Annotated in this window: 8 protein-coding genes; 4 read left to right on the top strand and 4 right to left on the bottom strand. The window is 69.5% G+C overall.

Annotated elements, in window-relative coordinates; genetic code table 11:
* Positions 1 to 50: 50 nt before the first annotated feature.
* The gene (locus AAHB17_RS00475; RefSeq protein WP_342128441.1) at positions 51 to 1,697 is read right to left on the bottom strand and encodes an acyl-CoA synthetase; all 1,647 of its coding nucleotides are present in this window, start codon (positions 1,695 to 1,697) and stop codon (positions 51 to 53) included.
* Between the two features lie 81 nt (positions 1,698 to 1,778).
* Between AAHB17_RS00475 and dnaG the strand changes: the two genes are divergently transcribed.
* The 4 genes from dnaG to AAHB17_RS00455 all read left to right on the top strand — a co-directional run bounded on the left by dnaG (position 1,779) and on the right by AAHB17_RS00455 (position 8,677).
* A complete protein-coding gene (gene dnaG / locus AAHB17_RS00470) occupies positions 1,779 to 3,764 on the top strand; it encodes a DNA primase (protein WP_342128440.1) in 1,986 nt (661 codons plus the stop codon).
* 262 nt (positions 3,765 to 4,026) lie between these two features.
* Positions 4,027 to 6,354 carry an RNA polymerase sigma factor RpoD gene (rpoD, locus tag AAHB17_RS00465; protein ID WP_342128439.1) on the top strand — a complete coding sequence of 776 codons (2,328 nt, stop codon included), beginning with the start codon at positions 4,027 to 4,029 and terminating at the stop codon, positions 6,352 to 6,354.
* Between the two features lie 148 nt (positions 6,355 to 6,502).
* Positions 6,503 to 7,390 (top strand): DMT family transporter, encoded by an 888-nt coding sequence (locus AAHB17_RS00460; protein WP_342128438.1) that lies wholly within the window; start codon positions 6,503 to 6,505, stop codon positions 7,388 to 7,390.
* Between the two features lie 60 nt (positions 7,391 to 7,450).
* Positions 7,451 to 8,677: an esterase/lipase family protein gene (locus tag AAHB17_RS00455; RefSeq protein ID WP_342128437.1), complete on the top strand. Its 1,227-nt coding sequence runs from the start codon at positions 7,451 to 7,453 to the stop codon at positions 8,675 to 8,677.
* Here the strand turns inward: AAHB17_RS00455 and arsA are convergent.
* From arsA to AAHB17_RS00440, 3 genes are read right to left on the bottom strand one after another with little or no spacing between them, the layout of a single operon-like run.
* A complete protein-coding gene (gene arsA / locus AAHB17_RS00450) occupies positions 8,646 to 10,457 on the bottom strand; it encodes an arsenical pump-driving ATPase (protein ID WP_342128436.1) in 1,812 nt (603 codons plus the stop codon). The genes AAHB17_RS00455 and arsA overlap by 32 nt on opposite strands.
* 44 nt (positions 10,458 to 10,501) lie before the next feature.
* Positions 10,502 to 11,851: a HAMP domain-containing sensor histidine kinase gene (locus tag AAHB17_RS00445; protein ID WP_342128435.1), complete on the bottom strand. Its 1,350-nt coding sequence runs from the start codon at positions 11,849 to 11,851 to the stop codon at positions 10,502 to 10,504.
* Complete coding sequence (locus tag AAHB17_RS00440) at positions 11,848 to 12,534, bottom strand: response regulator transcription factor (RefSeq protein WP_342128434.1); 687 nt, start codon at positions 12,532 to 12,534, stop codon at positions 11,848 to 11,850. The genes AAHB17_RS00445 and AAHB17_RS00440 overlap by 4 nt, the downstream gene beginning before the upstream one ends.
* Between the last annotated feature and the right edge of the window lie 20 nt (positions 12,535 to 12,554).

Here is a 12,554-nt window from a genome sequence, read left to right as displayed (position 1 = left end):
GGACAGCCGCGGAGTCAAGTACCCCGGCACACAGGTTTCACCCACCCGCTTCAGACATCAATCGCCGCCGCCGACCCCGCCGCCTTGCGCAATTCAAACTTCTGAATCTTGCCGGTGCTGGTCTTGGGCAGTTCGCCAAACACCACCGCACGCGGCACCTTGAAGCCGGCCAGGTGCTTTTTGCAGTGGGCCACGATGTCTTCGGGCGTGACGGTGGCGCCTGCCTTCAATTCCACGAAGGCACAGGGCGTCTCGCCCCAGCGCGCGTCGGGTTTGGCCACCACCGCGGCGGCCAGCACCTCGGGGTGGCGGTACAACACGTCTTCCACCTCGATGGACGAGATGTTCTCCCCGCCCGAGATGATGATGTCCTTGCTGCGGTCCTTGATCTTGATGTAGCCGTCGGGGTACTGCACCGCCAGGTCGCCGCTGTGGAACCAGCCGCCGGCAAAGGCCGCTTCGGTGGCCTGCGGGTTCTTCAGGTAGCCCTTCATGGCGATGTTGCCGCGGAACATGATCTCGCCCATGGTCTCGCCATCCCAGGGCACGGGCGCCAGGGTCTCGGGGTCCAGCACCTGCACGTCGCGCTCCAGGTGGTAGCGCACACCCTGGCGTGCGTTGAGGCGGGCGCGTTCGCCCACGTCCAGCGCGTCCCACTCGGGGTGTTTCACGCACACCGTCGCCGGGCCGTAGACCTCGGTCAGGCCGTAGACATGGGTGAGGTCAAAGCCCAGGTGTTCCATGCCCTCGATCATGGACGCCGGCGGCGCCGCACCGGCCACCATGGCCTTGATGCCCGCCGGCACACCGGCCTTGAGCTCGGCCGGCGCGTTGACCAGCAGCCCGTGCACGATGGGCGCGCCGCAGTAGTGGGTGACGCCGTGCTCGCGCATGGCGCCGAAGATGGCCGCCGCCTCGACCCGGCGCAGGCAGACGTTGACCCCCGCGCGCGCCGCCAGCGTCCACGGGAAACACCAGCCGTTGCAATGGAACATGGGCAAGGTCCACAGGTAGACCGCGTGTTTGGGCATGTCCCACTCCATCACGTTGGACAGCGCGTTCAGCGCCGCCCCCCGGTGGCTGTAGACCACGCCCTTGGGGTTGCCGGTGGTGCCGCTGGTGTAGTTGAGCGCGATCGCATCCCACTCGTCGCCAGGCAGTTCCCAGGCAAACGCCGCGTCGCCCTGGGCCAGGAAGGCCTCGTAGCCTTGGCGGCCCACGCCTGCGCCCGGGCCGAACACCGCGTCCTCGGCGTCGATCACCAGCAGCGGCGCACTGGACTGGCGCAGCGCCAGCGCCTTTTTCATCAGCGGCGCGAACTCCACGTCGACGATCACCACCTTGGCCTCGCCGTGGTCCAGCATGAAGGCCACCGTCTCGGGGTCGAGCCGGGTGTTGAGTGCGTTGAGCACTGCGCCGGCCATGGGCACGCCGAAGTGCGCCTCCACCATCGGCGGCGTGTTGGGCAGCATCACCGCCACGGTGTCGTTTTTTCCGATACCGTGGCGCCGCAGCGCGCTGGCCAGCTGGCGGCAGCGCGCATAGGTCTGGGCCCAGGTCTGGCGCAGCGCGCCATGCACGATGGCCAGGCGGTGGGGGTGCACCTCGGCGCTGCGCTGCAGAAAGGACAGCGGCGACAGCGGGGCGTGGTTGGCGCCGTTCTGTGCCAGGTCGCGGTCAAACATGTGGGGCGTCATCGTGTCTCACTCCTTGTAGGCCGGAATTTAACGCCGCCAGCCGTTCTGCAAGCTGACAGGCGCGCAAGGCAAAATACCCGGATGGCCATTCCCCAGTCCTTCATCCAGGAACTGCTCTCCCGCATCGACGTGGTGGAGATCGTGGGCCGCCACGTGCAGCTCAAGAAGGGTGGCGCCAACTTCATGGGGCTGTGCCCCTTCCACGGCGAAAAATCGCCCTCCTTCAGCGTCAGCCCGTCCAAGCAGTTCTACCACTGCTTCGGCTGCGGCGTCAGCGGCGACGCCATCAAGTTCCTCACCGAACACACCGGCGTGAGCTTCATTGAAGCGGTGAAGGACCTGGCCGGCCAGGTGGGCCTGCAGGTGCCGGAGGAAGAGCTCTCCCCGCAAGAGCGCGCCCGCGCCGCCGAGGCACGGGAAAAACAGGTCACGCTGACCGACGTGCTGGAGAAGGCCGCCCACGCCTACGCCAAACACCTCAAGGGCGCGCCGCGCGCGGTGGACTACCTCAAGAAGCGCGGCCTCACCGGCCAGATCGCCAAGACCTTCGGCCTGGGCTACGCGCCCGAGGGCTGGCGTTTCCTGTCCACCGTGTTCCCCGACTACACCGACGCCCGGCTGGAGGAAAGTGGACTGGTCATCGTCCACCGCAACGAGGACGGCAGCGAGGGCGAGGACACCAAGCGCTACGACCGCTTCCGCGACCGCATCATGTTCCCCATCCGCAACGTCAAGGGCGAGGTCATCGCCTTCGGCGGCCGGGTGCTGGACCAGGGCGAACCCAAGTACCTCAACTCACCCGAGACGCCGGTGTTCAGCAAGGGCCGCGAGCTCTATGGCCTGTTCGAGGCCCGCACCGCCATGCGACAGCTCGGCTACGCGCTGGTGACCGAGGGCTACATGGACGTGGTGGCCCTGGCCCAGCTGGGTTTTGGCAACGCGGTGGCGACGCTGGGCACGGCCTGCACGGCCGAACACGTGCACAAGCTGTTCCGCTTCACCGAGTCGGTGGTGTTCAGCTTCGACGGCGACGGCGCCGGCCGCCGGGCCGCCCGCAAGGCGCTGGACGCCGCCCTGCCCCTGGCCACCGACACCCGCAGCGTGAAATTCCTCTTCCTGCCGGCCGAACACGACCCCGACAGCTTCATCCGCGAGAACGGCGCCGACGCCTTTGCCGCCGCCGTCAAGGGCGCCCTGCCCCTGAGCCGCTTTCTGCTCGACGCCGCCAGCGCCGACTGCGACCTCGACTCGGCCGAAGGCCGCGCCCGCATGGCCAGCCAGGCCCGGCCGCTGTGGAGCGCCATGCCCGACGGCGCGCTCAAGCGCCAGCTGCTGGGCGACATCGCCGACATGGTGCAGCTGGGTCAGCACGAGCTGAACGATTTGTGGCAGTTGCCCGGCACGGGCGCGCCGCGCAAGGGCGGTGGCGGCAAACGCCAGGAGCGCGAGCCCCACCAGGACGGCGGCTACGCGGAGGCGCAAGAGACCGGCGGCTACAGCGGAGGCCACGGCGCGCCCTATGGCGGCGGCTACGGCTCGGGCGGCAAGACCCGCCGCGACGGCAAACCCTGGGGCAACTACCGGGACAAGGGCAGCGAGCGCCCCCGGCGGCTGCCCGGCGGGCGTTCGCGCCCGGCCAGCCGCGGCGACCGCGCGGTGGGCCTGCTGCTGGCCAATGCCCAGGCCTGGGACAGCCTCAGCGCCGAGGACCAGGCCATGCTGGCCCACCTGCCCGAACCCCACGGCCCACTGCTGGCCTGGCTGGAGGCCCAGCTGCACGAACACGGTGCGCAGCCCTGGGCGGCACTGCGCGAAGGCCTGCGCGGCCACGCCTTCGAGGCCTTTGCGCTGCAGCAGGTGGAGCAGGCCACCGCCGGCAACGACGCCGAGGCCGAACTGATCGAGCTGCGCGACGTGATGGACCGGCTGCGGCTGGACCAATGGGAAAACGAGGCCAGCGAACTGGCCCCACTGGCCGCCGACGACCCCGCCGCGCTGCAGCGGCTGCGCGAGCTGAGCGCCCGCATCCGCGCCCACAAAAGCCCCAAAACCGGAACGCCGGTATAATCCAGGGTTTTTCCGCAAGCGCGACAGCAGCACCTCCGGACCGGCCAACCGTCCACCAGCGACGGACGAGCAGCACCACTCGACTGGCCAAACACCGCCGTGACCCGTTTCATGGCGGCACCGCAAGGACTGCACACCAAATGTTCGCCCACACAGCTTGCACCCAGGCCCTGCCATCCGCAGGCGCTTGACCGAGCCCGTCGGCTCGGGCGTTCCGTGTTTCCGCCCCGTTCGTGTTTGTCCCGACATTTTTGAGGTCCGCATGCCCCAGAAGAAGTCCAGCCCGTCCGCCGCCGTCCGCACCACGCCCGCCGCCAAGGCCGCGTCCAAGCCCGCAGATGCAGCGCCCAAGCCCAAGACGAAAGCCACCGCTGTGACCGCCAAGACCCCCGCCCCCGCCTCCAAGGCCGCTCTGCTCAAGAAGGCCGCCGACGAACTGCTCGCCAGCGCCGCCGAGGCCGAGCCGAAGAAAAAGGCCGGCCGCCCCGCCAAGGCAGCCGCCACCAAGACCGCGGCCGACAAGCCGGCCGCCAAGCGTGGCCGCAAGCCCAAGGCCGGCGCCGCCAAGGACAGCGATGGCCTGGACGATGCCGACCTGTCGGACATCGACGAGCTGACCGAGGAGGTGGCCGAGGTCGAGGAAGTCGCGGCCGAGACGACCGAGAAGGTCAAGCCGCTGCGCATGAAGATCAGCAAGGCCAAGGAGCGCGCGCTGATGAAGGAATTCGGCCTCGACGACACCGTGTTGTCGGAGGAAGAAGCCAAGCTGCGCCGCGAACGCCTCAAGACCCTGATCAAGCTGGGCAAGACGCGTGGCTACCTGACCCACGGCGAAATCAACGACCACCTGCCCGACAAGCTGGTGGAGGCCGAGACCCTGGAAGTGGTGGTCTCGCTGCTCAACGACATGGGCGTGGCGGTCTACGAACAGACGCCCGACGCCGAAACCCTGCTGCTCAACAACACCGGCCCCACCGCCGCCACCGAAGAGGAAGCGGAAGAGGAAGCCGAAGCCGCCCTGTCCACCGTGGACAGCGAATTCGGCCGCACCACCGACCCGGTGCGCATGTACATGCGCGAGATGGGCACGGTGGAGCTGCTCACGCGTGAAGGCGAAATCGAGATCGCCAAGCGCATCGAGGGTGGCCTCAACGACATGATGGCCGCCATCAGCGAGAGCCCGGCCACCATCGCCGAGATCCTGGCCATGGCCAATGAGATCCGCGACGGCAAGGTGGTGATCTCCACCGTGGTGGACGGTTTCGCCGACGCCGATGCCGCCGACGACTACGTGGCCGAGGAAGACTTCGACGACTACGACGAAGCCGACGACGACGACGGCAAGGGCGGCTCCAAGGCGCTGACCCGCAAGCTGGAAGAACTCAAGCGCGAGGCCCTGAGCCGCTTCGACAAGATCGCCGTGCTGTTCGAGAAGCTGCACAAGACCTACGACAAGGAAGGCTACGGCGGCGTGGTCTACATGAAGACGCAGAAGTCCATCACCGAAGAGCTGATGAGCATCCGCTTCACGGCCAAGGCGATCGAGAAGCTGTGCGGCACGCTGCGCGACCAGGTCGACAGCGTGCGCAAGAAGGAGCGCGAGCTGCGCCGCATCATCGTGGACAAGTGCGGCATGCCGCAGGAAAAGTTCATCGCCGACTTCCCGGCCAACCTGCTCAACCTGCAGTGGGTGGAGAAGCAGGCCACGGCCGGCAAGCCCTGGAGCACGGTGATGACGCGCAACATCCCGCCCATCCAGGAACTGCAGCAAGGCCTGATCACCCTGCAGTCCAGCGTGGTGGTGCCGCTGACCCACCTCAAGGACATCCACAAGCGCATGAACGCCGGCGAGTCCTCGTCGCGTGATGCCAAGAAGGAAATGATCGAGGCCAACCTGCGCCTCGTGATCTCCATCGCCAAGAAGTACACCAACCGGGGCCTGCAGTTCCTCGACCTGATCCAGGAAGGCAACATCGGCCTGATGAAGGCGGTGGACAAGTTCGAATACCGCCGCGGCTACAAGTTCTCGACCTACGCCACCTGGTGGATCCGCCAGGCCATCACGCGCTCGATCGCCGACCAGGCACGCACCATCCGCATCCCGGTGCACATGATCGAGACCATCAACAAGATGAACCGCATCAGCCGCCAGCATTTGCAGGAGTTCGGCTTCGAGCCCGATGCATCCATCCTGGCGGCCAAGATGGAAATCCCCGAGGACAAGATCCGCAAGATCATGAAGATCGCGAAGGAGCCAATCTCGATGGAAACCCCCATCGGCGACGACGACGATTCGCACCTGGGCGACTTCATCGAGGACAGCGCCAACACCGCGCCCATCGAGGCCGCCATGCAGGCCGGCCTGCGCGACGTGGTCAAGGAAATCCTCGACAGCCTCACGCCGCGCGAGGCCAAGGTGCTGCGCATGCGCTTCGGCATCGAAATGTCCACCGACCACACGCTGGAAGAAGTGGGCAAGCAGTTCGACGTGACGCGCGAGCGCATCCGCCAGATCGAGTCGAAGGCCGTGCGCAAGCTCAAGCACCCGAGCCGTTCGGACAAGCTGCGCAGCTTCATTGATTCCATGTAACTCCCCCCGAAGCGGCTGCGCCGCCTCCCCCCAGGGGGCGACACCAGCCGTCCGGCAAAGCCGGCCCGGCGGTGTCCCCGGGTGGTTTTGTGGTGCGCTTCTGTTGTGTCGCCCCGGCTGAGTCCGGGGTGTTTTTTTTGGGACGGGCATGAACCCTGACAACCGGCGTGGCATCCTGATGATGACCGCGGCCATGGCCTTCTTCATCGCCAACGACGCGCTGGTCAAGCTGGTGAGCGCGACGCTGCCCACGGCCCAGCTGATCTTCGTGCGCGGGCTGCTGTGCACGTTGCTGCTGGCGGCGGTGGTGGCGCGAAGCGGGGTGGCACGGCAGTGGCGCAGCGCCCTGACCGCCACCGTGCCGGTGCGCGCGCTGTTTGATTCGATGGCCACCTTCACCTACCTCACGGCGCTGTTCCACCTGCCGCTGGGCAATGCCACCGCCATCAACCTGGCGGCGCCGCTGTTCCTCACGCTGTTCGCGGTGCTGCTGCTGGGCGAGCGGGTGAGCGCGGGGCGCTGGGCCCTGATCGGACTGGGATTTGCCGGCGTGCTGCTGGTGGTGCAGCCGCGCGCCGACGGCTTCAACGGCTACGCCCTGCTGTGCGTGGGCGCCACGCTGCTGCACGCCGGGCGCGATTTCATGACCCGCAAGGTGCCGGCCAGCGTGCCCTCATTGCTGATCACCTTGTCCACGGCCGGCATGGTCACGCTGCTGTCGGGCGTGTGGACGCTGCTCGACCAGTGGAAGCCCATGCCACCGCTGGCACTGGCGCAACTCACCGGCGCCGCCGTCTGCCTGGCCGCCGCCTACCACCTGCTGACGCTGAGCATGCGGGCCGGCGACATGAGCGTGGTCGGCCCCTTCCGCTACAGCGGCCTGCTGGTGGCGCTGCTGCTGGGTTATGTGCTGTGGGGCGACGTGCCCAACGCGCTGGCCTGGGTGGGCATCGCCCTGCTGGTGGCCGCCGGCCTGGGCATGCTGCACAGCGAACGCGCCCGTGCGCGTGCAGCGCTCGACGCCGCCATGGACTGACGCGCCCGGCATTGGACTGCCGGCTCTAACGCGGGACCGCCCCGGGGCACACAATGCCTCATGTCCACCACCCACCACACCCACCTGCGCGCCGTCGACCTGCGGGCCGCCGCCCAGCTGCTGACCCAGGCCACCCACGGCGCCACGCGGGTGGTGGAAGGTGTGCACCGCGCGGTGCTGGACACCGTCGGGCTGCCCGGCGGCCCCACGCCGGGACGGACACGCGGCCTCACCGGGCTGGTGTACCGAGGCGTGCACGGTGTGACCGCGCTGGCGGGCCTGGGGGCCGAAGCCGTGCTGGCGCGCGTCGAGCAACGTTTTCCCGCCGACACCGCCACGCCCGACTCGCCCCAGCGGCTGGCGATGCGATCGGCCCTCAATGGCGTGATGGGCGACCGGCTGGCCACCCAGGGCAACTCGCTCGCCCTGCCCATGACGCTGCAGCATGCCGGCCAGCCCCTGGACCTTTCAAGCCCCCTGACCGTGCCCGACGCCAGCCCCAGGCTGCTGGTGATGCTGCACGGCCTGTGCATGAACGATCAGCAATGGACCAGCGACCAGGGCGGCCAGACCGTCAACCACGGCGAAGCCCTGGCCCAGGCACTGGGCTGCACCCCGCTCTACCTGCGCTACAACACCGGCCGCCACATCGCCGACAACGGCCGTGAATTCGCGGATCAAATGGAGGCCTTGCTGGCGCGCTGGCCGGTGCCGGTGCAGGAGATCGCCCTGCTGGGCCACAGCATGGGCGGGCTGGTGGCACGCAGCGCCGTGCACCAGGCGCAGGCGCGACGGCTCGGCTGGCCGGCACGGCTGCGCCACCTGGTGTGCCTCGGCACGCCCCACCACGGCGCCCCACTGGAGCGCGCCGGCCAATGGTTGCACATCCTGCTCGGCACCACGTCCTACACCGCGCCGCTGGCCAGCCTGGCGCGGCTGCGCAGCGCGGGCATCACCGACCTGCGCCATGGCCAGGTGCGTCGGGATGATCGGGCCGAGAGCGACCGCTTCACCCACACCGAGGACCGCCGCCAGCCCCTGCCGCTGCCGGCCGGGGTCGGCTGCTACGCGGTGGCGGCCACCACCGCCACCCGTCGGAGCACGGTGGCCGAGCGCCTGCTGGGCGATGGCCTGGTGCCGCTGCGCAGCGCCTTGGGCGAGCACGACGACCCGGCCCACCGGCTGGACTTCCCCACCGACCACCAGTGGGTGGCCTATCGCACCGGGCACCTGGGCCTGCTGGGCAGCCCCGCCGTCACTGCGCAGTTGCTGCGCTGGTTGCGCTGAGCAAGGGCCGCGAAACCAGCGCTCCCAGGTTCGTCACCCCCACCGGCGGCTCGGGCAGCCAGGGCAACACGAAGGTGCGCCGGGCCAGGCCGGTGGCGATGCGTTCGACCTGCCGCCGCTCGCCCGCGAGCCGTGCCAGCAGCAGCGGATCGCGGGTGCCGGTGGCCGCCAGGCTCTTGTTGATGACCCAGGCCCAGGGCTCGATGTGAGCGCGGCGCAGGTCGTCCTGGAGCGCGGCGGCCTGGCTCACAGGGGTGATCTCGGGCAGAGTGACGATGAGCACCCGAGTCATGTCGGCATCCTGTAGGCGCATCAACGGTGTGATCAGGTGGGCCGTGCCGCCCTTGCCTTCGTACTGACTCAGCATCTGCCGGTGGTAGGCACCGGTGGCGTCCATCAGCAGCAGACTGTGACCGGTGGGTGCGGTGTCCAGCACCACGAAGGCGCTGCGCGCCTCGTTGACCACGCGACTGAAGGCGTGGAACACCGCCACTTCTTCGGTGCAGGGCGATTGCAAGTCTTCGAGCAACAGCGCCCGGCCCTGTTCGTCCAGCGCCTTGCCGCGCGTGGCCATGACCTTGGCGATGTAGATGGCGGTCTCGGCCTTGGGGTCGATGCGGCTGACCCGGAGGCCTTCCAAGCTGCCATCCAGCGCGTCGGCCACATGGGCGGCCGGGTCGGTGGTGGTGAGGTGCACGCGGTGGCCGCGCTGCACCAGGCCCACGGCGAGCGCGGCGGCAATCGTCGTCTTGCCCACGCCGCCTTTGCCCATGACCATGAGCAGGCCGTGGCCGGCCGCCGCGAGTTCGTCAGCCATGCGCGACAAGGGCTCGGCGGGCAACACGGTGGCGGTCGATGCGGGCACAGGATCGGCGAAGTCGCCGCCTTGTAGCAAGGCACGCAGCGCGCGCAGGCCCACCGTGTCGAAGGCGCGCAGTGGCACCTCGTCGCGGGGCAGACGGCCAAGCGCATCGGGCATTTCATCAAGTGCCTGGCGGCCCAGCGCTTCGATGGCCTGGGCAATCGGGTCGGTGGATCGGTCGGCGTGGAACACGCCGTTCACGGCCAGGCGCTGGTTGCCCAGGCCGAGCCGGCGCAGTTCGTCGGCGGTGCGTGCGGCTTCCTGCATGGGGTGCGGGTCGGGTCGCGTGACCAGCACCACCGTGGTCAAGGCCGGGTCGCTCAATGCTTTCAGCGCCGCGTTGAAGCGCGTTTCCTGCATCTTCAGGCCTGAATGCGGGCCGAGGCAGGAAGCGCCGCGGTCGTTGCCGGCCAGGAAACCGGTCCAGGCCTTGGGCAGGCTCAGCAGGCGCAGGGTGTGACCGGTGGGTGCGGTGTCGAAGACCACGTGGTCGTAACGCGCCCCGTCGCCCTCGCCCGCCAGCAACGCGGCGAATTCGTCGAAGGCGGCGATCTCGGTGGTGCAGGCACCCGAGAGCTGCTCGCGCACGGTGCGGCGCTCCTCGGCGCTGACGCCAGCGCCGAGCTGCGCCAGCACACGCTGCCGATAGGCCTCGGCGGCGGCGTGGGGATCGATGTTGAGCATCCGCAGGCCCGGCACCCCGGGCACCGTCACGGGCTGGTTGGACAGCGGCACGCCCAGCATCTCGTCGAGGTTGGAGGCTGCGTCGGTGCTGACCAGCAGCACCCGTTGGCCACCATCGGCCAGGGCGATGGCGGTGGCGGTGGCCAGCGAGGTCTTGCCCACGCCACCCTTGCCGGTGAAGAACAGAAAGCGGGTGGCCGCTTGGACAAAGCCGGGGAACGAGGTGGTGTTCATGCGGCCAGCATCGCACACCGAAGCGGCGGTGGGTCTGATGCGGATCAAGGCGGTGGCAGCGTGACCGTGACGCGAAGCCCTGGCGCCGCGTTGCGCACGGTGAAGCGCCCCCCGTGGGCCAGGGTCACCAGCTTGCACAGGTACAGGCCCAGGCCCACGCCACCGGCCGCGCGGGTGCGGGCGCTGTCGGGGCGGTAGAAGGGTTCGGCCAGCTGGGCGAGCTGGGCTTCGCTCACCCCAGAGCCATGGTCGCGCACCTCCAGGGTGATGCCCTGCGGCGCGTGTTGCAGGTGCAGTTCGGGCGGCGACGGCGCATCGCCGCCGTGGCGGCAGGCGTTGTCGAGCAGGTTGCGCAGCAGCAGGCGCATGCGGGTGGCGTCCAGCGCCAGCACGGGCAGGCCGGGATCGGCCAGCACCCGCACCTGCGCCGCCTGGGGGTGGCGCGAGGCCAGGTCGGCCAGCACCTCGTGGGCCAGCGCCAGCAGGTCGGTGGGCTCGCGCAACACGGCGGCGTGCTGGCCGCTCAGGCGTTCGCTTTCCAGCAGGTCGGTGATCAGGCGGGCCATTTCGGTCAGGTCGCGCAGCAGGGCCTCGCGCTGGGGCGTGATCTCGGCCGTTTCGGGCAGCAGCTCGGTGTGCAGGCGCGCGCGCGTGAGCGGGCTGCGCAGTTCGTGGCTGATGGCCAGCAGCAGCCCGCGCTTGGCGTCCAGCATCTGTTCGATGTCGCGCCCCATGGTGTTGATGGTGGCCGCGAGTTGGCCCAGTTCGTCGGGCCGGTGGGCGTGGCGCACGGGAATGGGCTGGGCAAAGTCGCCGGCGCCGAAGCGCTGTGCGCCGTCCCGGATGGCGTCGAGCGGGCGCAGCAGGCGGCGCACGTAGAGATAGGCCAGCGCGGTCAGGCCCAGCAGCGCGCCCAACGTGAGCCAGGCCACGCGCGGGCGACGCTCCCAGGCCCGAACGCTGAGGCCGAATTCGATGTGGTGGCCGTCGGCGGTCGTGCGTTGCAGCAGCCGGCGGCCCTCGCCTTCGCCGGCCCACTGGCGGTCGCCCATCCAGTCGGGCCGCGGCTGCCCCGGGTGGGAATCCCACTGCACCCCCGGGCCGGTGATGCGGACCGTCAGGGGCAGGCGCTGGGTGATGGCTTCGGCTTGCGCCACGTCGGGCGGGCTGCCGATGTCGGCCGCCAGCCGGTCCACGTAATCCATCAGCAGCGGGCGCGCCGCATCGCGCCAGCCCAGCGAAAAGGCCTTCTGCACGCCGCCGATGAAAATGCCGGCCAGGGCCAGCGCGAACACCACGAAAACCAGCACCAGACGCACCCGCAGCGAATGCGACAGCGCCTGGCGGGCGCGGCGGTGCCAGGGGGCTGCGGCAGAGGGGGTGTCGCGTGTCATGGCAGGCGGGGCAGCGCGAGGGTGTAGCCGGCGTTGCGCACCGTCTTGATGGCGTCCAGCGGTTCGAGCTTCTTGCGCAGGCGGCTCACCACGATGTCCACCGCCCGGGTGTAGAGCTCAGCCTCGTGGCCACGCAGCTGGTTGAGGATGTCATCGCGGCTGAAGACCCGGCCGGGCTCGCGCGCCAGCAGGTGCAGCAGGTCGAATTCGGTGCCGGTCAGTTCGACCGCCTGGCCCTCGCGCGCGACGGCGCGCCGGCTCGGGTCGATGCGCAGGCCCTCGAACACCAGGCTGGTGGCGCCCTCGCCGGCCGGCGCCGCCGCGCGCCGGCGGCGCAGCACGGTCTGCACCCGGGCCACCAGTTCGCGCGGCTCGAAGGGTTTGGGCAGGTAGTCGTCGGCGCCCAGCTCCAGGCCCACCACCCGATCCATCACCTCGCCGCGCGCGGTCAGCATGAGGATGGGCAGGTCGCTGGTCTTGCGGATGGTGCGGCAGAGTTCGAAGCCGTCCATCTCGGGCAGCATGACGTCGAGGATGGCGGCGTCGAAACCACCGCCCTGCAGCAGCGCCAGGCCGGCGCTGGGCCGCAGCGCCTGGGTCAGCGCCAGCTCGAAGCGTTGGAAATAGGCCGCCAGCGGGGCCCCGAGCTGTTCGTCGTCGTCAATGAGCAGGATGCGCGGCATGCCCGATTCTCACACCACGC

This window comes from Hydrogenophaga sp. OTU3427, assembly GCF_038440225.1.
Lineage (GTDB): Bacteria > Pseudomonadota > Gammaproteobacteria > Burkholderiales > Burkholderiaceae_C > Hydrogenophaga.
Note: the sequence above shows the minus strand (reverse complement) of the source record. Positions and strands in the feature narration are given on the sequence as shown.